The sequence below is a fragment of the Nocardia neocaledoniensis genome (genome assembly GCF_003182135.1).
GTDB lineage: Bacteria > Actinomycetota > Actinomycetes > Mycobacteriales > Mycobacteriaceae > Nocardia > Nocardia neocaledoniensis.
Genome location: NZ_QGTL01000007.1, coordinates 199,519 through 219,224, shown reverse-complemented (window position 1 = coordinate 219,224; position 19,706 = coordinate 199,519). Strand labels below are relative to the sequence as shown.

At 68.7% G+C, this 19,706-nt stretch carries 23 protein-coding genes; 11 read left to right on the top strand and 12 right to left on the bottom strand.

Annotated elements, in window-relative coordinates; translation table 11 throughout:
• Positions 1–548: 548 nt before the first annotated feature.
• From DFR69_RS20340 to DFR69_RS20325, 4 genes are read left to right on the top strand one after another with little or no spacing between them, the layout of a single operon-like run.
• Positions 549–869, top strand: coding sequence for a hypothetical protein (locus DFR69_RS20340; RefSeq protein ID WP_110039176.1), 321 nt, complete (start codon positions 549–551; stop codon positions 867–869).
• Positions 869–1,906, top strand: a complete 1,038-nt coding sequence (locus DFR69_RS20335; RefSeq protein ID WP_110039175.1) for a hypothetical protein — start codon at positions 869–871, stop codon at positions 1,904–1,906. Before DFR69_RS20340 ends, DFR69_RS20335 begins: the two co-directional genes overlap by 1 nt.
• A gap of 1 nt (position 1,907) precedes the next feature.
• Positions 1,908–2,807, top strand: coding sequence for a hypothetical protein (locus tag DFR69_RS20330; RefSeq protein WP_146229371.1), 900 nt, complete (start codon positions 1,908–1,910; stop codon positions 2,805–2,807).
• A gap of 18 nt (positions 2,808–2,825) precedes the next feature.
• A complete protein-coding gene (locus DFR69_RS20325; RefSeq protein WP_110039173.1) occupies positions 2,826–3,347 on the top strand; it encodes an LpqN/LpqT family lipoprotein in 522 nt (173 codons plus the stop codon).
• On the opposite strand, the gene DFR69_RS20320 is transcribed toward DFR69_RS20325, so the two are convergent.
• From DFR69_RS20320 to DFR69_RS20310, 3 genes are all read right to left on the bottom strand, one after another.
• Complete coding sequence (locus tag DFR69_RS20320) at positions 3,298–3,708, bottom strand: PIN domain-containing protein (RefSeq protein WP_110039172.1); 411 nt, start codon at positions 3,706–3,708, stop codon at positions 3,298–3,300. The genes DFR69_RS20325 and DFR69_RS20320 overlap by 50 nt on opposite strands.
• Positions 3,709–3,793: 85 nt before the next feature.
• Positions 3,794–4,054 carry a type II toxin-antitoxin system Phd/YefM family antitoxin gene (locus DFR69_RS20315; RefSeq protein WP_110039171.1) on the bottom strand — a complete coding sequence of 87 codons (261 nt, stop codon included), beginning with the start codon at positions 4,052–4,054 and terminating at the stop codon, positions 3,794–3,796.
• Between the two features lie 62 nt (positions 4,055–4,116).
• Positions 4,117–4,464, bottom strand: coding sequence for a DoxX family protein (locus DFR69_RS20310; RefSeq protein WP_110039170.1), 348 nt, complete (start codon positions 4,462–4,464; stop codon positions 4,117–4,119).
• 139 nt (positions 4,465–4,603) lie between these two features.
• Here DFR69_RS20310 and DFR69_RS20305 point away from each other — a divergent pair, with 139 nt between their 5' ends.
• Positions 4,604–4,915, top strand: a complete 312-nt coding sequence (locus DFR69_RS20305) for a hypothetical protein (protein ID WP_110039169.1) — start codon at positions 4,604–4,606, stop codon at positions 4,913–4,915.
• A 61-nt stretch (positions 4,916–4,976) separates the two neighbouring features.
• On the opposite strand, the gene DFR69_RS20300 is transcribed toward DFR69_RS20305, so the two are convergent.
• On the bottom strand, positions 4,977–5,714 hold the full coding sequence (locus DFR69_RS20300) for a phosphoglyceromutase (protein ID WP_110039168.1): 738 nt from the start codon (positions 5,712–5,714) through the stop codon (positions 4,977–4,979).
• A 106-nt stretch (positions 5,715–5,820) separates the two neighbouring features.
• Positions 5,821–6,723 (bottom strand): ROK family protein, encoded by a 903-nt coding sequence (locus DFR69_RS20295; RefSeq protein WP_110039167.1) that lies wholly within the window; start codon positions 6,721–6,723, stop codon positions 5,821–5,823.
• Between the two features lie 184 nt (positions 6,724–6,907).
• Between DFR69_RS20295 and DFR69_RS20290 the strand changes: the two genes are divergently transcribed.
• Entirely contained in the window at positions 6,908–8,083 is a 1,176-nt protein-coding gene (locus tag DFR69_RS20290) for a lipase family protein (protein WP_110039166.1), read from the top strand.
• Positions 8,084–8,247: 164 nt separating this feature from the next.
• Positions 8,248–9,057 (top strand): CPBP family intramembrane glutamic endopeptidase, encoded by an 810-nt coding sequence (locus tag DFR69_RS20285; protein ID WP_110039165.1) that lies wholly within the window; start codon positions 8,248–8,250, stop codon positions 9,055–9,057.
• A gap of 6 nt (positions 9,058–9,063) precedes the next feature.
• Here the strand turns inward: DFR69_RS20285 and DFR69_RS20280 are convergent, their stop codons facing one another.
• From DFR69_RS20280 to DFR69_RS20265, 4 genes are all read right to left on the bottom strand, one after another.
• Positions 9,064–9,558, bottom strand: a complete 495-nt coding sequence (locus tag DFR69_RS20280; protein ID WP_110039164.1) for a type III secretion system chaperone family protein — start codon at positions 9,556–9,558, stop codon at positions 9,064–9,066.
• Positions 9,555–10,913, bottom strand: a complete 1,359-nt coding sequence (mshA, locus tag DFR69_RS20275) for a D-inositol-3-phosphate glycosyltransferase (protein ID WP_186817323.1) — start codon at positions 10,911–10,913, stop codon at positions 9,555–9,557. Before mshA ends, DFR69_RS20280 begins: the two co-directional genes overlap by 4 nt.
• Positions 10,914–11,046: 133 nt before the next feature.
• Positions 11,047–12,042 carry an alpha/beta hydrolase gene (locus DFR69_RS20270; RefSeq protein WP_373866998.1) on the bottom strand — a complete coding sequence of 332 codons (996 nt, stop codon included), beginning with the start codon at positions 12,040–12,042 and terminating at the stop codon, positions 11,047–11,049.
• A 239-nt stretch (positions 12,043–12,281) separates the two neighbouring features.
• The gene (locus tag DFR69_RS20265) at positions 12,282–13,103 is read right to left on the bottom strand and encodes an alpha/beta fold hydrolase (protein WP_110039162.1); all 822 of its coding nucleotides are present in this window, start codon (positions 13,101–13,103) and stop codon (positions 12,282–12,284) included.
• 81 nt (positions 13,104–13,184) lie between these two features.
• Here DFR69_RS20265 and DFR69_RS20260 point away from each other — a divergent pair, with 81 nt between their 5' ends.
• The 3 genes from DFR69_RS20260 (at position 13,185) to DFR69_RS20250 (ending at position 14,812) form a co-directional block, all read left to right on the top strand.
• Positions 13,185–13,919, top strand: a complete 735-nt coding sequence (locus DFR69_RS20260; protein ID WP_110039161.1) for an SDR family NAD(P)-dependent oxidoreductase — start codon at positions 13,185–13,187, stop codon at positions 13,917–13,919.
• Positions 13,920–14,137: 218 nt separating this feature from the next.
• A complete protein-coding gene (gene mscL, locus DFR69_RS20255) occupies positions 14,138–14,575 on the top strand; it encodes a large conductance mechanosensitive channel protein MscL (protein WP_146229385.1) in 438 nt (145 codons plus the stop codon).
• Positions 14,576–14,590: 15 nt separating this feature from the next.
• The gene (locus DFR69_RS20250) at positions 14,591–14,812 is read left to right on the top strand and encodes a DUF1737 domain-containing protein (protein ID WP_110039159.1); all 222 of its coding nucleotides are present in this window, start codon (positions 14,591–14,593) and stop codon (positions 14,810–14,812) included.
• Here the strand turns inward: DFR69_RS20250 and DFR69_RS20245 are convergent.
• Both DFR69_RS20245 and DFR69_RS20240 read right to left on the bottom strand, forming a co-directional pair.
• Positions 14,763–16,202 (bottom strand): DHA2 family efflux MFS transporter permease subunit, encoded by a 1,440-nt coding sequence (locus DFR69_RS20245; protein ID WP_244198367.1) that lies wholly within the window; start codon positions 16,200–16,202, stop codon positions 14,763–14,765. The two genes, DFR69_RS20250 and DFR69_RS20245, sit on opposite strands and share 50 nt — an antisense overlap.
• A 5-nt stretch (positions 16,203–16,207) precedes the next feature.
• Complete coding sequence (locus DFR69_RS20240) at positions 16,208–16,780, bottom strand: NADPH-dependent FMN reductase (protein ID WP_208644026.1); 573 nt, start codon at positions 16,778–16,780, stop codon at positions 16,208–16,210.
• A 199-nt stretch (positions 16,781–16,979) separates the two neighbouring features.
• Between DFR69_RS20240 and DFR69_RS20235 the strand changes: the two genes are divergently transcribed.
• A complete protein-coding gene (locus DFR69_RS20235) occupies positions 16,980–18,338 on the top strand; it encodes an MFS transporter (protein ID WP_110039156.1) in 1,359 nt (452 codons plus the stop codon).
• A 55-nt stretch (positions 18,339–18,393) separates the two neighbouring features.
• Here the strand turns inward: DFR69_RS20235 and DFR69_RS20230 are convergent, their stop codons facing one another.
• Positions 18,394–19,572 carry a L,D-transpeptidase gene (locus DFR69_RS20230; protein WP_110039155.1) on the bottom strand — a complete coding sequence of 393 codons (1,179 nt, stop codon included), beginning with the start codon at positions 19,570–19,572 and terminating at the stop codon, positions 18,394–18,396.
• Between the last annotated feature and the right edge of the window lie 134 nt (positions 19,573–19,706).

Genomic DNA, 19,706 nt, shown 5'->3' with positions numbered 1-19,706 from the left:
CTCGGCAAGGATTCCCGCAGCCTGCAGGTATCCATCTGCCATCTTTCTCGCTGCTGACTCCAGCTGCTCGAGAACTTGCCTCGCGGCTGCTGCCTTGACCGAAAAACCTCGCTGTAGCTGCAGAGCAGAGTCCAGCGCCCCGAACCCATGAATGTCCTGCAGGCGCCCAGCGTCGTCGGACCACGTGCCACACATCGCCGCGAACCGCAGATATGCCTAAGCCACTTCCCGAGCAGCATCCGGCTCCATCGTCAATTGCCCCGACGACGCCGCACTCCACAGCTGCGCCGCGGCATCCCCGCCGATAGCCACTGGGCCCTCCCCCGTCGATGCATCAACAGGCAGTCCAGCGCCGACTCGACCTCCCCGGGCCGGCGGCACGAAAAACATCGCCCTGACCTGCAGGTATAGCCTTTCGGATTTGCCCGATCTCGACGAGGAAGTGTGCTGCGCCCCCGCATCTACGGACAAAATCGTACGGAACCGATCAGTGCTACGTTGCGTCCAATTAGACATGTACCACCGACAGATGATGGAGGCACCGGTCGATGTCGCTCGAAGTCAGTCCTGACAGCCTGCGGCAAGCGGCCGCGGCCCTTGCGTTACTTCCCAACGACATCGACAAGGCCAAGAAGCTGGGAGCCGCCCCGGTCGCGGCCGTATTGAAAGGCTCCGCCGTCGGAACGGCCCTCGAGGGATCGGACCCCCGCAGCAAGACCGCGAAAGACGTCTTGATGGCACGGTTCAATCACCTCTCCGGGCTGATGGCGTTGTCGGCGAACAAGTACGAGGGAACCGATCTGGATGCTGCCCGGCGCCTCGCTGCGGTCGCCGACCTGAACTCCGGCAACGCCCACGAAGGAAAGTGATGATGGCGCCACCTGTCGATGTCCTCACCTGGGATTTGTCGAACCTGCCAGCGGTGGCAACCAGCGCAGGCGAGATCGCCGACGCGATCGTGACAGCCGCGGGCACAATGCACAACACGATCCACAACGGCCTGGCATGGAAGGGCGACGCGAAGACGGCGGCCGAGGACAAAGCCGACGAGGAACAGACCCAAATGCGGGCGATCGCTGTAGCCTACGACGACCTCGAAGCAGCCTGCAACGGTGCCTACCAGGCCATGAACCAGCCACTCGCCGACATCAAGACCATCTACAAGACCTACGTCACCGGCTCGGTATCAGTGACCGACGACTGGAGCGTCTACGGCGTCGACGACTGGGACTCCGAGGCGGGGATCCAGCTGGCTCGACTGCCCGGACTGGCATCCGCTCTGATGACCGCCGACGCAACCTGGGGTCAGAAGATCGCCGACGCCAACAGCGAGCTCGATCGCATGGCCTCGACCTCAACGCTGAACGCCATCACGCAGGCAATCACCGACATCAAGAAGGAAGACCCCACGGCGATCCCCGACGCGATCGCGAAATCTCCAGCATCGCATTGGGCACCCGACAAAGAAGCGATGACAGCCGCCGCGATCGCGGGTGCTATGACCGACGGCACCCGAATGGGACTCGAATCCGCGGCGAAGGACGCGGCCGACAAAGGCGTGCTCAAATGGGTCGAGAGCTGGGGCAAGATCGACGACGCGGGAAAGTACACCACCGGGCTGAGCAGGCTGGGGATCGTCGGAAACGTCATAGGCACTGTCCCCGCCATCGCCAACGACATCAACGGTGGCATGAGCCCTGCCGAAGCTATCGTGAGCGAAGGTGCGGGTACGGCGGTCGGCATGGCAGCGGGTTCCGCCGCTGGTGTGTGGGCGGGTGGAGCGGCTGGGGCCGCATTGGGTTCGGTCGTTCCGGGAGCGGGGACCGCGGTGGGGTTCGTCGTCGGCGCGGGAGTCGGCGCCGGAATGGCGTACCTGACGTCCAAATCTATTCAGTGGGTCTGGTGAAATGACCGAATATCTCTCTACACAACCGCCGGTTGTGCCTGTCGTGCGACAGTGGAACGAACGGGCGTCGCGAGGGGTCATCGCTTTCACCGCCGTCATGGCGGTCGCGCTTCTGGCCGCCGCATCGGGGTGGCTGGTGATGGCGATTCGAGACGACGGCGCCGAAAACTTCGTGACAATCCTTGGACACATCGGGGCGATCGGCCTATTTCTCGGCGCCGCAGGGCTGTTCGGCGCCAGGTTGCTGACGATGTTTCCCCGTGCGGCCGAAACCGTGGCACCGACGGCTACTCGAAGCGTCGACTCGGAGTGGGGTTCGGGGATACGCCTACGACAGGAATCCAGCCTGCTGTCGCTGGAACTGACTCTCGCCGGATGCGCGCTGTTCGGCTTCGCGGCCTGGTGGGAGTGGCACTCGGGTGGCACCGACGGCTTGCTGCCGTTCTCCCGCAACAACAGTGGTGGCGCCATCGGCGCACTCGTATTCTCGACCGTTGCTCTTGCGGCCCTCGTTCTGATGGTTTTCGCACGCTTCGCACGAGTCCGGTGGGAGTTGTATCCGGCAGGAATCATCTGCCGGATGCCGATGCGTGGAGTATCGCGGATCGGCTGGTCGGAGATTTCGAGCATTCGCGGCGATGTCTGCAAACTCTCGGCGCAATACAACGCGGCGCCGGTCGTGCTGGCGACGCTGACCGACAGCTCCCGGCCGGCGAAGCACAAGTTGTTCGACAGAGTCGGCGAACTCGGGATACCGGCCTGCATCCTCCGGTGCGATTCAGATCTCCTGTTGGCATTGGTGAAACATCTGCTGGCGGAGCCGGACTCGCGAGATCTACTCGCCACCGAGGCCGCGGCCGCGTGGTTCACCGGGCGCTATCACCAACTGCCGACAAACTGACACGAGCAGGGGCACAGCATGAACCAGAGTATTGCCGAGTACGTTCACGCTCGCGGTATCCGAATGATCCCCGTGCACACCGACACCATCGGAGCACCGGAGGTCCACGTCGCCCCGCCGGAGGGCTGGCTCGCGATCGGCCAGGATGCGATGCCCGGCGCCTATGCGGCCTGGGCGAATCCGCCAGCCGGCGGCGGCGAGTGGGCAGACAACGTCCTGGTCATGGTCGGGCGGCTCACCGAGCGGGTCGACTCGTCAGAGCTGCTGGACTGCGCGTTCGTCGACTCGCGACGGCTGCCGAACTGGATCGAGCAATCGGCCGAGTTCGTGGACTGTGACGGATATCGGTCGGCCTCGATCTCCGGCCTCTACACCGGCGGTGAGCTACGCGTCCGCACCAGAACCCGATACCTGCTGATCGACGTTCTCGACCACGACTACCTGGTGCAGTACACCGCTACCGTCGCAGCGGACTCGGCCGATTGGGAGATCATCGACCAGCCGTCACCCATGTCGGTGGTGTGGCCATCGCGTCGCTGATCAAGCGTCGGATGGTCGCGTGAGCGACGATCGTCAGTAGCTTCTCGAGACCCCCGTAATCATCGGGGTTCGTCGTGAACAGCGGGAGGTCTTCCGCGATCGCGGTGGCGGCGATCATCAGGTCGGCGGCTCGTCGATGTGGCTCGCTGCCGACGGCCACCACCGCCGCCAAGACTCGGCCGTAGATCCTGGCCGCCTCGGCATCGAATGGGATCGGGTCGAATTCGCTCTCGACCCGCGGCAGGACCTCGAGGCGCCGGGCGCGTTCTTCGATTTCGTCGTATTGGCTCTGTTCGGAGTTCGGGCGCACCTGATGCGGGCCGCTGGACAGCTCGGCGAGGATGACGGCACTGATCGCCATCTGGGCGGGCAACTCCGCCGCATCGATGCCGCGGCGCAGGATGAGGATGTGGTGGAGAGCAGTCCTGCTTCGTGCGCGTCAGTGGTCATACATCGCCTGCCGCGTCGTCGATCGCGATTTCCTGATCCGCGCGGAACGCGGCGACGTCGATCGCCGGGCCGGTCCGGGACATCGCAGCGAAGTCAGCGCGGCTGACGAATCGGCGCCGACGCCGCAAGGGGATCAGTTCACCGATCTGATGGCCGTCGCGGGTGACAGTGAACGACGTACCGTGCTGGACCGCGTCGATGATTTCCTTGGACCGGTTCCGCAGATCTCGCTGGGTGATCTCGGGCTGGGCACTCACGTACCCAGCATGACGAGACTGTGGCACCCTGTGCTACCTCGCGCCGCGGCCGGCCGAGCAGGTCAGGCGGACAGGCCCAAACCCAGGGCGACGGCGACCGGGGCGAGGTAGAGGATCGGGAAGGCGACGGTTTTGTAGGAGCGGGCGCGCAGGACCGTGATCACCGCGCCGGTGAAGTACAGGATCAGGGCGATCGCGGCGGCGATGCCGAGGGCGGGGATCCACAGGCCGAGGAGCAGGCCGAGGGCACCGGCCGCCTTGGCGAGGCCGAGGGGGGTCCACCAGGTTGTCGGGACGCCGTAGTCGACGAGCGGGTCGACCACGAAGGGGGCGCGGCGCAGGAGGGAGACGGCCGAGAAGCCGACCCAGAGCGCGGCGACGACGGTGACGATGACGTAGGCGGTGTGCATGGCGAGTCTCCTTCGGCGGCCGCGCTTCTCGCGGCTTCTGCCGAGGTGACGACGTAGCGTCGGGGAGTGTGACATCACAGGTTTCCGGCCCCGTCTGCGGCTTACACTGAGTTCGGACCCGGTGGAAAGGGTGGGAGTCATGACCACTGCCGAGCATTCACGCTGCACCCCGGTGCAATGGTTCCAGGGCCTCGGCTGGCTGGCCGCGGGACTGGTGGCCGGGTGCGTTCTGCTGGTCGCGGGGGTGTTCGCGCTGTGGCCGTTGGCGATGTGGGGCGTGGTCTACGGACCGATCCTGGCGATGACCGTCTGGCTGGTCGGCGCGTCGATCTACGTGCTGCGCACGCACGGGAAGCCACGCGATCCGCGGCGCAGCCTGTTCACGGCCGGTGCCGGTGTCGCGCCGGTCTACTACGGCCTCATCATGCTCGCCGCGCACATGGCGGTCTGACCGCGAGACGGTTCGGCCCCGCACCGACGAGCACGATGCGGGGCCGAACTGAAACGAACGACTACTTGCCGCCCTGGTTCGCCACGGCGGCGGCGCCCGCGGCGGCGGCCTCCGGGTCCAGGTACTCGGCGGCCTTGACCGGGCGCAGGTTCTCGTCGAGCTCGTAGCGCAGCGGGATGCCGGTGGGGATGTTCAGGCCGGAGATGTCCTCGTCGGAGATGTTGTCGAGGTGCTTCACCAGCGCGCGCAGGGAGTTGCCGTGCGCGGCGACCAGGACGGTCTTGCCGGTCTTCAGCTCCGGGGCGATGGTGTTCTCCCAGTACGGGATCATCCGGGCGACGACGTCCTTCAGGCACTCGGTCTTGGGGACCTCGATGCCCGCGTAGCGCGGGTCGCCTTCCTGGCTGTACTCGTTGTCGTCGGCGATCGGCGGCGGCGGGGTGTCGTAGCTGCGCCGCCACAGCATGAACTGGTCCTGGCCGTACTGCTCGCGGACCTGCTCCTTGTTCTTGCCCTGCAGGTCACCGTAGTGCCGCTCGTTGAGACGCCAGTCGCGCACGACCGGGATCCAGTGCCGGTCGGCGGCGTCGAGCGCGTTGTTGGCGGTGCTGATCGCGCGCCGCAACAGCGAGGTGTACACGATGTCGGGCAGCACGTCGTGCTCGGCGAGCAGCTCGCCGGCCCGCTTGCCCTCGGCGATGCCCTTGTCGGTCAGGTGGACGTCCACCCAGCCGGTGAACAGATTGAGGGCATTCCATTCGCTCTCGCCGTGGCGCAGCAGCACGAGGGTGTAGGTCATGGGGGTCATTCTGGCATCAGGCGCGGTGGCGCGGGCACGCCACCTCGTCGAACCCGAGCGGCGCCGGCCCGACCGTCGTCGTAGCCCGATCGCGGGGAGCGGCGCGCTATCGGGACTTCGCGACCGCCGCTTCGTGCGCGAGCACGCCCGCGCCGACCAGCGTCGCGCCGTCGGTCAGTGCCGACAGCTCCACGGTGAGACCGTCGAGGAAGGACAGCCGGGCGTGCCGGTCCACGGCCGCGCGCAGCGGTCCCCACAGTGGTTCGCCCGCGTGCGCGAAGCCCCCGCCGATCACCACCCTGTTCACATCGAGCAGCGCGGCCGCCGAAGCGACGGCCCGGCCGAGCGCGGTTCCCGCTCGTGCCAGTGCCGCGACCGCCACCTCGTCACCCCGGCGCGCCGCCTCGGCGAGTTCGATGCCGGTCTCCCCGATCCACCCACGCGCACGCGCCCAGCGCACCGAGGACATGCCGCTCGCCACCGCCTCGACACAGCCGAATCCGCCGCAGCCGCACGGTGTCTCGTCGCCGGGGACCACGAGGTGGCCGATGTGCCCGCCGTTTCCGGTGCGGCCACGCAGGACCCGCCCGTCGGCGATGATGCCGCCGCCCACCCCCGACGACACGGTCAGCGCCAGCCCGTTGCCGACCCCGCGCAGCCCGCCGATGCGGTGCTCGGCCAGCACCAGACAGGCGCCGTCGATCGCGAGGTCGACGACGGCGCCGGGGAACAGCTCGCGGACCCGCTCGACGATCCCGAATCCGTCGCGCCACGGCGGCAGGTTCAGTGGCGCGATGACGCCCGCGGGCACGTCGACCGGTCCCGCCGCACCGATGCCGACGGCGGTGACGACGCTGTCGGCCGCCACAGCGAGCAGCAGATCCCTGCACGCTGCCCACGGGTCGTCGGCGGCCGCGGGCACGCGCCGCACGCCGCGCAGGGTGTAGTCCGGATCGACCACTCCCACAGCGAATTTCGTCGCTCCGATGTCCAGCGCGAGCATCGTCATCGCGGCTGCTCCTCCCCTGCTCGCGGCATCGGCCCAGCCCAGGGTCCGCCGATGTGAGTTCTCACAAAGTGTGGTACTCGACACTTTGAGTACTGAGTGGTACGCGTGGCCTATTTTCGTTGGATACTTCACCCCGGGTCGGGTGATTGTCAGTTGGGCAGCACAACTCTGATGAAGGATAGCTGTGTCGAAATTCGTTGTTCTGGTGTTGAGCCTGCTGTCGGTGGGCTTCCTCGCCGCGCCGGCGGGCGCGAACCCGCTGTATCCGACCCCGGATCCGGATCCGTTCTTCCACGCGCCGAGCGACATCGGCGCGCTCGCGCCGGGTGACGTCGTCCGGAGCCGACGCATCGACACCATCCTCTACCCCGGTACCGAGGGCTGGCAGGTCGCGTTCCGCTCCACCAACTCGGCGGGCAACCCGATCATGGGCGTCACCACCGTGCTGATGCCGATCGGGGTGAAGAACCCGCCGCTGGTGTCGTACCAGGCGCTGATCAATTCCATCGGCACCCAGTGCAATCCGTCGAAGTCGCTGTTCAACGGCGAGCTGCAGGACGCGCCGGGCGCGATGCTGCCGATCGGGCGCGGCTGGGCCGTCTCGGTGCCCGACTACCTCGGCCCGACCGTCGCCTACGGCGCCGCCAAGATGAGCGGCATGGTCACCCTGGACAGCGTGCGCGCCGTGCAGAAGGTCGCCGAGCTGGGCGTCGGCAATTCGCCGGTCGCGCTGGCCGGGTACTCCGGCGGCGGCATGGCCACCGCGTGGGCGGGTGCGCTGCAGCCCACCTACGCGCCGGAGCTGAAGCTCGCCGCCGTGGTCTCCGGCGGCATCCCCGCCGACCTCGAACTGATGGCCGACGCCCTCGGTTTCGCCCCGCACCCCGGCTTCGGCCTGGCCTTCGCGGCGGCGATGGGCATCGAGCGCGAGTACCCCGAGCAGGTGCCGGTGTCGGATCAGCTCAACGAGAACGGCCTGTGGTTCCGCGAATTCACCAAGGACGCGTGCCGCCGGTTCCTGCTGTTCCACGGCATCTTCCGCAACGCCGAGCAGATGGCCGCCTCCAAGGAGCTGATGTCGAGCCAGGTCGCGCGCGGCGTGCTGCGGGAGAACAGCATCGTCCACTACCAGGGCGCGCCCACCGCACCGACCTACATCTGGCAGGGCAAGTACGACACCCTGACCCCGTACGGCCCGGTCGCCGAGACCATCGGCCACTGGTGCTCGGCCGGCTCGCCGGTGCAGCTGTCGACGATCGAGATCTCCGAGCACATGACGGCCGCCGTCGCCGGTTTCGTCGATGCCTGGAACTACGTCGAGTCCCGTTTCCGCAACGACCCGGTCCCCTCCAACTGCTGACCTGACCCGACCTGAATGGCCGGTGCTGGGCCTCCACCGCCCAGCGCCGGCCATTCGGCCGTCACGTCTACGACCCCGCGACGCGCGGTTCGCGCACAAGCCCATACCTCGCTTGCCGGTGCGATAAACGCGCGGCGGGTTGTGGAAGGTGGGAAGATCTGCCGATGGACGAGCGCGCAGGGGACGCTGTGGTCGCGGGCGATGCGGCGGTGGGACCGGCCGATCGGTTCGGGTCGCTGATCGAGCGGAACGACGGGGCCGATTTCCCGTACTACGCCGGGAAGCCGGTGGGGTTGTCGAGTGGGCAGTGGGCGCTGGCGTGGGCCGCGGTGGCCGTGGGGTTCGCCGCGCTGGTGCTGATACCGACGTCGGACAACATCGGGATGCTCGTGCCGCGGATCTTGTTCGTCACGATTCCGCTGGTGGTCCTCGGTTGGGTGAGCCGCAATCACTGGCAGGCGCTGTTCCGGCGGGTCACCGGGCGCGATGTCGGGCTCATGATCGGCTTCGCCGTGCTGAATCTGCTGGTGACAGTCGTGCTCGCGTTCGTCGTCAACGCGCTCTTCGGGTCGGCCACGAACCAGGCCGCCGAGGACGCGGGCAAGGGCGGCGCGGTCGATACCGTCGCCTTCTTCGTCGGCACCGGGTTCCAGCTGGTCGGTGAGGAGGTCTTCACCGTCATCCCGTTCCTGGCGGTGCTGTATTTCGCGGTCGCGAAGGCGGGCCTGTCGCGCCGGAACGCGATTCTGCTGGCCTGGCTGGTGAGCTCGCTGTGGTTCGCCGCGGCGCACCTGCCGACCTACGACTGGAACTTCGCCCAGGCCTTCGTCGTGATCGGCGGCGCCCGGATCATCTTGACGCTGGCCTACATTCGCACCAAGAACCTGGCGGTCTCGGCGGGCGCGCACATCATCAACGACTGGACCCTGTTCGGGCAGGCGGTGGCGACCAACGCCGCGCTCACCCTGTTGTGACCCCGGTCAGACCTTGTCGTCTTCGTCGATGAGGTGCTCGAAGGCGCGCAGGTTCTTGAGGGATTCGCCGCGGGAGACGCGCCACTTCCATTCCTTACGGATGGATTCGGCGAAGCCGAGTTCGAGCAGGACGTTGAAGTCGGTGTCGACGGCCTCGAGGATCTGGCCGAAGAGGCGGTCGAGTTCGTCGGGGGTCACCGACTCGACGGACGTGCGCCCGACGAGGTAGATGTCGCCGACGTTGTCGAGGGTGTAGGCCACGCCGTAGAGGCGCCGGTTGCGCCGCAGCAGGTACTTGTAGACGCCCTCGAAGTTCTCGTCGGGCTTGCGGCAGACGAACGACTCGATGCGCACCCCGTGCTTGCCGACGGTGAGCATCACCGTGGTCTTGAGCTTGCGCTCGCCGGGCAGCACCACGATGAAGGTGTCCTCGGCGTGACGGGTGTATTCGATCTCGCGATCGCGCAGGGTCTCGTCGATGAGCTGCGATACGGCGTTCACCTGCGTACTCCTGTCCGGCGCCGCCACAGCGCCCGCGATCTGGCCTGACTGGTCTCCCCCGCGAGCAGGGCGATCCGGCCGCGTTCGGCACGGAACCCGGCCATCGCGGCAGCGTAGCTGTCGAGCAGCCCCTCGGCGGTGTGCGCCCAGGAGAACCGGCTCGCGTGCTCGACCGCGGTGGCGCTCATGCGGGCCAGCCGGGCGGGGTCGTCGAGCAGCGCGGCGAGCGCGTCGGCCCAGTCGGGGGTGCGGTGTCCCGGCACCAGCAGACCCGATTCACCGTGCCGCACGGCCGTGCCGAGACCGCCGACGTCGGCGGCGAGCACCGGGGTGCCGCTGGCCTGCGCCTCGATGGCGACCAGACCGAACGATTCGTTGTAGCTGGGCACGGCGACCACGTCGGCCGCGCGATACACCTGGACCAGCCGGTCGGCGGGCTGCGGCGGCAGGAAGGTGACCTGCTCGGTGATCCCGAGGTCGGCGGCCAGCTCGATGAGCGCGTCGGGCCGCGCCAGGCCGCTGCCGGATGGGCCACCGACGATCAGCACGCGCAGCTTGCGGCTCCGGTCGCGGCGCAGCAACTCGGCGGCGGCGCGGACGAGCACGTCCGGGGCCTTGAGCGGCTGGATGCGGCCGACGAACGCGACGACCTGCTCGTCGGCGCGCAGGCCGAGTTCGGCACGGGCCGCGAGCTTGTCGCCGGGCCGGTAGCGGGTCAGGTCGGCGCCGGGCGGCACCACGTCGATGCGCTCGGGGGCGGCGCCGTAGAGGTCGACGAGCTGGCGGGCCTCGTCACCGGTGTTGGCGACCAGCCGGTCGGACTCGGCGATCACCTGCTTCTCCCCGATCACCCTGGTCTCGGGTTCGGGGGCGTCGCCCTCGGCCAGCGCGGCGTTCTTCACCGCGGCCAGCGTGTGCGCGGTGTGCACCAGCGGCACCCGCCACCGGTCGCGGGCCAGCCAGCCGACCTGGCCGGAGAGCCAGTAGTGCGAGTGCACGAGGTCGTAGTGACCGGGCAGGTGCCGCGCCTCCTGGCGCAGCACCTCGGCGGTGAACGGACAGAGCTGGGTGGGCAGGTCGTTCTTGTCCAGGCCCTCGAACGGTCCGGCGACCACGTGGCGGACCAGCACGCCCGGCCCGGCCTCGGCCACCGGCGGCAGATCCGAGGAGGTCGCGCGGGTGAAGATCTCCACCTCGGTGCCGCGTTTGGCCAGCTCGAGGGCGGTCTGCAAGACGTAGACGTTCATGCCGCCCGCGTCGCCGGTTCCGGGCTGCGCCAGCGGCGAGGTGTGCACCGACAGCACCGCGATGCGGTGGGGCAGAATTTCCGGGCGACGCTGACTCACACACTCCAGTGTGCACGCCGCGACGCCGCCGCCGACATCCCTACCGGGATCGGTGACGGTCGTCACACGGAATTCGTGAGTGAGTTCACGACGAGCCTGCCGGACCAGGACCGCCGACGCCAGCGAATTTCGGACATCACGGTCACTGCCGTTCGCGCGCCAGCGCGGCCTCGAACATCGGCCACGACTTGTGCAGATCCTGCTCCCAATAGCCCCACGAGTGGGTGCCGTTGGGCCGCAGATCCACCGTCGCCGGGATGCCGAGCGACTGCAACCTGTCGCTGAGCTGGCGGGTACACAGCGCGGTGACGGCCTCGAGCGAGGCACCGAACAGCAGCTGGGTGGTGAGCTGCACCGGATCGCCCTGCGCGGCGACCAGATTGTCGTAGGGCCCGGGAATCCCGTTGCCGGAGGACACGTACACCTCGGTGCCGCGGAACGCCTCGGCGTGGAGGTAGGGGTCGTGCGCCGACCACGCCGGATCGCTCGGCGGCCCCCACATGTTGGCCACGTTGCCGAGCCTGCTGCCCACCACCGCGCTCACGATCGCTTGTCCGCGTGGATCACTCGTGCGCACGCAGCCGCTGTAGGAACCGATCGCCCGGTACATGCCCGGCGCGGCGAGCGCGAGCTGGAACACCGAGGTGCCCGCCATCGACAGGCCGGCGATGGCGTTCGCGCCGGTGCCGCCGAACTCGGCGTCGATCACCGGCGGCAGTTCCTGGGTGAGGAACGTGGTCCAGCGCTGTTTGCCGAGCACCGGGTCGACGGCCCGCCAGTCGGCGAAGTAGCTACCCGCGCCGCCGAACGGGATCACCACGTTCACCTGCTTGTTCTTGAAGAATTCGACGACATCGGTGCGGTCCAGCCAATTCCCGTCGCTGCCGCCGCCGACGCCGTTCAGCAGATACAGCGTGGGCGCCGGTGAATGCGGATCGGCGGCCCGCAGCACCCGCACCCGGGTGACGATATCCATCGCGGGCGAATACACGCCGACATCGATGGTGCGGTCCGGCTCGACGCGCTGATCTTCGATCCGCGCGTGTTCGGCGCTCGCCGATGGCGCTCCCACGACCGCGCCGACCAGCAGTGCGACTGCCAGGAACACGATCCGAACGCCACCTGCCCGACCGAACATCATCGAACTCCACTCTCGACGCCGAACCCACTTCCCTTCGCATCAAACGGCATTCCCGCACGCTACACACGTATTCACGAAAAGATTGTGACAATTACCAGAAGATTTTCCGCGCCCCTGTGCGAATTGTGCTCGTTTGCCCTCGAGAACAATCACAGTCTTATCACATCGGCTTCGGCGACTAATTCTATTCTGGTTCGACCGAAAGCGACCGGTCGTTTTCGGCGCGAAAGCGCAGCTCAGTCCAGCGCGTCGAGGAACGCGCTCACCTCGGCGACGAACCGGGCGCGGTCCTCGATGAAGAGGCCGTGCTGGGCGCCTTCCCAGTAGGAGGCGCGGGCGCCGGGGACGTTGTCGACGATGTAGCGGCCGTTCTCGACGGGGACCACCGGATCCTCCGTCCCGTGCAGGACGAGGACCGGAATGTCCAGGGCGCGCAGGGTTTCGGTGTTGTCGACGGTGCGATAGAACAGGGCCTTGCGCACCGAGGGCGCGGTGGCGAGGCTGCCGCCGAACAGGCGCTGGGCATCCGGGCCCTTGTCCTCGCCCGGACCGGTGTTGGCGTTGCCGAACACCGCGAACGCGCGCACGGCGCGGCCCGCGGCCTCGTCGAAGACGCCGGGAATCGCCTTCGCCATGGCGGGGCCGGGCGCGGCGCCGGGCACGTCCTTGCCGATGTGAGCGGGCGCGCCGCAGTAGACGACGCCCGCGATCGCCGCGGTGCCCTCGGTGGCGAGGTAGTCGGTGGCGACGATGCCGCCGTAGGACCAGCCGAGCAGCACCGCGCCTTCGACCCGCTCGGCGGCGAGCACGGCCGTGACGTCGGCGGCCCACGCCTTGGGGTCGTCGTAGCCGGTGCCGGGATCGTCGGAGTATCCGTGGCCGCGCAGGTCGACCGCGATCACGCGGTAGCGCTGGGCCAGCTCGTCGGCCGCGGCGCCCCAGCACCGCAGGTTGCCGGCCCAGCCGTGCAGCAGCACCAGCGGCCGCCCGTCCTCCGGTCCGGTCACCCGGTAGACGATTCTGGTTCCCTCAGCGCTGACCGCGTCACGAATAGCCATGCCGACAGGCTAGCGCCGGTCGGATTCACGATGATCCGAGCCGTGGCGAGGCGAAATCGGCGGCGCATAGGATCGGTGCACATGAGCACTCGCATCGCCGTCGTCACCGGAGCCAGCTCGGGCATCGGGGAGGCCACCGCCAGGGAACTCGCCAAGCAGGGGTATCACGTGTACGTGGGCGCCCGGCGGTTCGACCGGGTCCAGCGCCTGGCCGCGGAGATCGGCGGCACCGCGGTGGAACTCGACGTGACCTCCGAGGAGTCGGTGGCCGCGTTCACCGAGGGGCTCGAGCGCGTCGACGTGTTGGTGAACAACGCGGGCGGGGCGAAGGGTCTGGCCACGGTCGCCGAGGCCGACCTCGACGACTGGCGCTGGATGTGGGAGACCAACGTGCTCGGCACGCTCCGGCTCACCAAGGCGCTGCTGCCCAAGCTGATCGCCTCCGGCGACGGCCTGATCGTCACCGTCACCTCCATCGCCGCCATGCACGCCTACCCCAACGGCTCCGGCTACACCTCGGCCAAGCACGCCCAGGCGGTGCTGCACCGCACCCTGCGCGACGAGCTGCTCGGTCAGCCGGTCCGTCTCACCGAGATCGCGCCGGGGGCGGTGGAGACGGAGTTCTCGCTGGTGCGCTTCGACGGCGACGCCGACCGCGCCGCCAAGGTGTACGAGGGCATCGATCCGCTCTACGCCGCCGACATCGCCGAGATCGTCGGCTTCGTCGCCAGCCGTCCGCCGCACGTGAACCTGGACACGATCGTCGTGAAGCCCCGCGACCAGGCCGGTCCGGGCAGCTTCGCGCGCCGCTCCTGACCAGCGCCGATCAATCCCCGGGTCGGGCAACCGAATCCGGGGCTCCCGCGCTGTCCGAGTGGCGCTCGCCGCGTGCGGAATTGATACTGCCGGAGGCCGGTTCGCGCCTCCGAGTGCGGTAGCCACGAATTCGCTACCGGGTGAGACGGCCGATAACATCACCACGTTTGCCAATAGCCAGTCTCAGGAGTGCTGCACTGATGCGCGTTATCAAGTCCGTGTTCGGCGGGTTCAAGGATTTCCTCATGCGGGGCAACGTCGTCGACCTCGCGGTCGCCGTCGTGATCGGCACGGCGTTCACCGCCGTCGTCAGCTCGTTCACCAAGGGGCTCATCGACCCGCTGCTCGCGGTGTTCGGCTCGACCAACGAGCTGGGCCTCGGCGTGCAGCTGATCGCCGACAAGCCGGCGACCTTCATCCAGATCGGCCCGATCATCACCGCGTTCATCAACTTCTTCATGGTGGCGGCGGTCCTGTACTTCGTGCTGATGCTGCCGATGAAGTCGCTGAAGAACAAGTTCGGCACCACCAAGGCCGCCGAGCCCACCGAGACCGAACTGCTCATCGAGATCCGCGACCTGCTGGCCAAGCAGCAGGGCCTGAGCACCGCGCAGACCGAGACGCTGAGCAAGGAACGCGCCGCCGAGTCCGTCTAGCGGATACTGGCCCGTATGAGCACACCACCCGACGGCCTGCCGATCTATCGCGTCCTGACCGGCCCGGACGACGAGACGTTCTGCCGCCGCGTGAGCGCGGCGCTGGCCCTCGGCTACACACTGCACGAGGGCCCGGCCGTCACCTTCGACGGCGAGAACGTCATCGTCGCCCAGGCCGTGCTCTGGCCTACCGCCGCGGCAACAGCAGCGCCGGGATCATCGCCAGCGCGATCATGACCGGCGCGATCAGGTAGGTGTGCTGGAAGGCCTCGGCCAGGGCGGGGGCCAGCTCAGCGCGCTGAACCGCGTCCATCCCGTGCAGAGCCTGTAGGCCGCCGGTCACCGGGAGCAGGGCGCCCAGGGTCACCGAACTCACCGCGGTACCGATCGCCATGGCGGTGGTGCTGATCATGTTCAGCACCGTCGATCCGGCCGGCTGCTGTTCGCGGCTCAGCGGGCGGGTCGCGGTGGTGATCACCGGCATCATCGTGCCGCCGCCGCCCGCGCCCATCAGCAGCATGGTCAGGCACAGCGCCCAGTACGGCGCGTCCGCGTCGAGCTGGATCGCGAACACCACGAAACCGGTGAGCGCCACCGTGATCGAGACCGGCAGATAGCGCCCGGGCGGGATGCGGTCGATCAAGCGGCCCGCCACCTGCATGGTCGCGCCGGAGGCCAGCGCGAACGGAATGCCGAGCGCGCCCGCCAGCAGCGCGGATTCACCGCGCACCACCTGGAAGTACAACGGCAGCAACAGCATCGAGCCGAAGTAGCCGCTCGCGAACAGCGCCAGCAGGGCCGCCGAGATGCCGGTCGTCCGGTTGCCGAGGACCCGCAGATCCAGCAGCGGCACCGGTGTGTTCAGCGAGCGCAGCACGAAGGCGACGATGAGTCCGGCGCCCGCCAGCAGCGGCACCAGCGCCGACGGCGTCGCGAAGCCCGCGCTCTCCCCCGCCGCCGTCACGCCGTAGATCACCAGCGCGAGACCGGGCGACATGAGCAGCAGACCGATGACGTCGAGCGGGCGTGGCGGCTCCGGCGCGTCGTCGGGGACCACCCGCGCGGCCAGCACCAGCACCAGCGCGCCCAGCGGCAGGTTCAGGAAGAACATCCACCGCCACGACACCTCGTCGATGAGGTAGCCGCCGATCACCGGGCCGAGCAGCGGGCCGACCAGGATCGCGAGTCCGAGCGTGCTCATCAACCGGCCGAGCCGTTCCGGGCCCGCCGCGCGCAGCAGGATGGTCATGGCGACCGGCATCAGCAGCCCGCCGCTGGCGCCCTGCACCAGGCGAAAAGCGATGAGCGACTCGATGTTCCAGGCCAGTCCGGCCAGCACCGAACCGAACGCGAACGCCGTGATCGCGGCCAGGTACAGCCGCTTCGCGCCGAAGCGGCCGACCAGCCAGGCCGAGGTGGGCACGACCGCGCCGAGGGCGAGCGAGTAGCCGGTGGCGACCCACTGGATGGTGCTCAGTCCCGCGTCGAATTCGACCGAGAGCTTGTTGATGGCGACGTTCACGATCGTCTGATCGAGGGTCGCCATGATCATGCCGACCACCAGGACCAGCGCGATGCGCATGGGGTTTCGGGTGGTGACCGGTGGAGTCTGTGTCTGGGTGAGCACGGCGGTCACTTTCCGTACGGGCGGACGGCGCGGGCGGTGCGCAGCGCCTCGCCCCACCAGATCAGCTGATCGAGCAGGGCCGCGGCGGCGGTCTCGGCGGAGTCGTCGCGCAGCACGCCCGCGTCGTCGAATCTGCCCCAGGGGTTGGGCAGGGCCACGCTGTCGCGCACCGTCACCGCGTGCAGTTCGGCGAAGACCGAGCGCAGGTGCTCCACCGCGCGCAACCCGCCGGAGATGCCGCCGTAGGAGACGAAGCCGACCGGTTTGGCCTGCCATTCGGTGTGGTGGCTGTCGATCAGGTTCTTGAGCGAGCCCGGGTAGCTGTGGTTGTACTCGGGGGTCACGATCACGAAAGCATCTGCCGCGGCGAGCTTTTCGGTCGCCTCGGCCACAGCGGGGGCCGGTGCGCCGAAGACGTGCGGCAGTTCGGTCGTGCCGGTGTCGACGATGTCGACGATGAGCGCGTCGCGCGGGGTCGCCTGCCGGACGAACCAGTCCGCCACGGTCGGACCGAATCGGCCCTCCCTGGTGCTGCCGATGACGACGGCGACCCGCAGCGGACGGATCTCGGTGCTCACGTGCTCGACCGTGACGCTCATGTGCTTCCCCTTGCTTCGGTGGCGATCCTCGATCGCCGCTGCGCACCACGGTGCTACCTAAACCATCCTTGAGGTCAAGTCGGCACGATCGGCCGCTTGACCGGAATACCCCCTAGGGGTATATAGTTGCATCTATACGCAGATAAGCGATAAAGTTCGCCTCAGGAGGGCCGACGTCATGACCACCGCACTGTTCGCCCACCGCGACTACCGATTGCTGTTCACGGCCCAGGTCGCGGCCCTGTTCGGCACCGGCCTCACCACCGTCGCGCTGGGGCTGCTCGCGTATGAGCTGGCCGGTGGGAACGCGGCCATCGTGCTCGGCACCGCGCTGACGCTGAAGATGGTCGCCTACGTGACGGTCGCCCCGATCGCGGGCGCCTACGCCGGGCGGCTGCCGCGCAGGCAGTTCCTGATGGCGCTCAACGGGATCCGCGGCGCGATCGTGCTCGCGCTGCCCTTCGTCGACCAGATCTGGCAGATCTACGTGCTGATCACCCTGCTGCAGATCGCCTCGGCCGCCTACACCCCCACCTACCAGGCCGTGCTGCCCGACATCCTGCCCGACGAGCGCGACTACACGAAGGCGCTCTCCGCCGCGCAGCTGGCCGCGACCATGGAGACGCTGCTCAGCCCGATGCTGGCGGCGCTCGCGCTGAGCGTGCTCAGCTTCCACTGGCTCTTCGTCGGCACCGGCATCGGCTTCGCGGTCTCGGTCGCGCTCGTGCTGGCCGCGCGCATCCCGAACGCGGTGGCGGGCGAGGGGGCGATCACCGAACGCCTGGTCGCCGGGCTGCGCCTGTTCGCCGCCACCCCGCGACTGCGCGGCCTGCTCGGGCTGAACCTCGTGGTCGCCGCCGCCGGCTCGGTGGTCATGGTCAACACCGTGAACTACGCGCGGGATGTGCTGGGCGGCAACCAGTCCGGGGTCGCCGTACTGCTCGCGGCGAACGGCCTCGGCACCATGTTCATCGCCCTGACCCTGCCCAAGATCCTGGACCGGCGCGACGAGCGTTCGGTGATGCTCACCGGCGCCGCGGTCCTGGTGACCGGTCTGGCCGCGGCGATCGCGCTGTCGACGGCGCCGATCGGCGCCTGGAGCTGGCCCGCCGCCCTGACCACCTGGGCCACCATCGGCGCGGGCACCGCCATGGTGCTCACCCCCACCGGCCGGGTGCTGCGCCGCTCGGCCCGCGCCGAGGACCGGCCCGCCCTGTTCGCCGCCCAGTTCTCGCTCTCACACGTGGCCTGGCTGATCACCTACCCGATCACCGGCTGGCTGGCCACCACCGCGGGATTCACCACCACCTGGGTCACGCTGGCCGTCATCGCCGGCCTCGGCGCCGTCGCGGCGGTGCGGCTGTGGCCGCGCAAGGACCCGGCCGAGATCACCCACGTCCACGAGCTCGGCACGGTCGACCCGGCCATCCTCGCCGACGCGATCCAGGTGGGCCCCGGCCTCTACCAGCACACCCACGCCTACGTCATCGACCGCAACCATCCCCGCTGGCCGAGCCGGACGCCCGCGCTGGTCTGATCGGCAGCACCGCGCCCCACACGCACTCGCCGTGTGGGGCGTCGTGCTGTATCGCCTACCGCGGGCCGGCCGCGGCCCCGGACGGCGTGGTCGTACCCGCCAGCGCCGACATCGACTGCCAGGTGGGCCAGTCGAGCGCCCAGTCGTAGATGTCGCCGTCGGCCTGGGACAGCGCGATGGACGTCCCGGTGACCTCGACCGGGTCGCCGTACAGCGCGGTCGGGAAGTACGCCTGGGCATCGGACGGCGAGAGGTTGATGCAGCCGTTGGTGACGTTGGAGGCGCCCTGCGCGGACAGCGATTCCGGGTTGGCGTGGATGAATTCGCCGTTGTTGGAGATGCGCACGGCCCAGCGCTCGCGGACATTGGAGTAGTACGGCGGATTCGACATCAGGAAGTCCTCGTACTTCTCGGTGACCACGTGCACGCCCGAGCGGGTGACATTGCGCGGCTCGTTGCCTTCCCCGTAGGAGACCGCGAAATCGAAGATCGTCGCCCCCTCGCGCACGACCTGCATCCGGTGACTCGGCGCGTTCGCGACGACGATCTGGCTGCGGCCGATGCTGAAATCGGAGGTGAGGTCGGAGTCACCGTAGGCGCCGCCGCCCAGGTCGAGTCCGTACAGCGGGGCCGAGACGTGCACAGTGGTTCCCGGTGTCCAGTAGTTCTTCGGGCGCCAGTGCACGCGCGAACCGCCGTCGTCGGGCAGCCACGCCCACGAGCCCTCGGTGGGCGGGTCGGTGGTGACGGTGAGCGCCTTCTCCACCGCCGCCTTGTTCGCCACCGGCCCGGTGAACTTCAGGATGATCGGCGCGGCGATGCCGACCTCCTGGCCGTCGCCGATGTTGAGCGTCGCCGGGGTGGTCGATTTCGGGCGCAGGGTCGTGAAGGTCCCGTCGATCGGCACGGGCTTGCCGTCGGTGCCGATCGCAGTGCCGGTCCAGGTGTAGGACGCGTCGTAGCCGAGCGGTTCGGTGATCTTGTAGGTCGCGCGATCGGGGCTGAACTCGCCGGTGACCTGTTTGCCGTTGGCGTTGGTGAGCGCGATCTGGTCGATCCGGCCGTCGCTCACCGTCACCGAGACGGGAGCGCGGGGCGCGACATCGGCCGCGTCCGGCGCCGGGGTGATGGCGACGCGCGCCACCGGACCGGCGGGTTCGGCGTCACGGCCGGGGCGGTCGATCGTGCACCCGGTCAGCACGACGAGTACCGCCAGCAAGATCACCGCAACCACGGGCCTGCCACGCCGAAATCCGACGCCACGCCCGTCGGCGGCCGCTCGCCGCCGCACAGCTCGCACCGCCGCCCCGTGCGCACGCAACGAGGCGGTTACCGAAAGTTTGCTCACGGCATCGAATGTACGCCGGG

What these genes read in the sequence shown, in the direction of transcription:
- DFR69_RS20270 (WP_373866998.1), bottom strand. Translation starts at nt 12,042, where the DNA reads ATGTTCGGTCGGGCAGGTGGCGTTCGGATCGTGTTCCTGGCAGTCGCA.
- DFR69_RS20285 (WP_110039165.1), top strand. Translation starts at nt 8,248, where the DNA reads ATGGACGAGCGCGCAGGGGACGCTGTGGTCGCGGGCGATGCGGCGGTG.
- DFR69_RS20330 (WP_146229371.1), top strand. Translation starts at nt 1,908, where the DNA reads ATGACCGAATATCTCTCTACACAACCGCCGGTTGTGCCTGTCGTGCGA.
- DFR69_RS20260 (WP_110039161.1), top strand. Translation starts at nt 13,185, where the DNA reads ATGAGCACTCGCATCGCCGTCGTCACCGGAGCCAGCTCGGGCATCGGG.
- DFR69_RS20250 (WP_110039159.1), top strand. Translation starts at nt 14,591, where the DNA reads ATGAGCACACCACCCGACGGCCTGCCGATCTATCGCGTCCTGACCGGC.
- DFR69_RS20265 (WP_110039162.1), bottom strand. Translation starts at nt 13,103, where the DNA reads ATGGCTATTCGTGACGCGGTCAGCGCTGAGGGAACCAGAATCGTCTAC.
- DFR69_RS20335 (WP_110039175.1), top strand. Translation starts at nt 869, where the DNA reads ATGATGGCGCCACCTGTCGATGTCCTCACCTGGGATTTGTCGAACCTG.
- DFR69_RS20320 (WP_110039172.1), bottom strand. Translation starts at nt 3,708, where the DNA reads ATGGCGATCAGTGCCGTCATCCTCGCCGAGCTGTCCAGCGGCCCGCAT.
- DFR69_RS20340 (WP_110039176.1), top strand. Translation starts at nt 549, where the DNA reads ATGTCGCTCGAAGTCAGTCCTGACAGCCTGCGGCAAGCGGCCGCGGCC.
- DFR69_RS20300 (WP_110039168.1), bottom strand. Translation starts at nt 5,714, where the DNA reads ATGACCTACACCCTCGTGCTGCTGCGCCACGGCGAGAGCGAATGGAAT.
- DFR69_RS20305 (WP_110039169.1), top strand. Translation starts at nt 4,604, where the DNA reads ATGACCACTGCCGAGCATTCACGCTGCACCCCGGTGCAATGGTTCCAG.
- DFR69_RS20295 (WP_110039167.1), bottom strand. Translation starts at nt 6,723, where the DNA reads ATGACGATGCTCGCGCTGGACATCGGAGCGACGAAATTCGCTGTGGGA.
- DFR69_RS20310 (WP_110039170.1), bottom strand. Translation starts at nt 4,464, where the DNA reads ATGCACACCGCCTACGTCATCGTCACCGTCGTCGCCGCGCTCTGGGTC.
- DFR69_RS20235 (WP_110039156.1), top strand. Translation starts at nt 16,980, where the DNA reads ATGACCACCGCACTGTTCGCCCACCGCGACTACCGATTGCTGTTCACG.
- DFR69_RS20325 (WP_110039173.1), top strand. Translation starts at nt 2,826, where the DNA reads ATGAACCAGAGTATTGCCGAGTACGTTCACGCTCGCGGTATCCGAATG.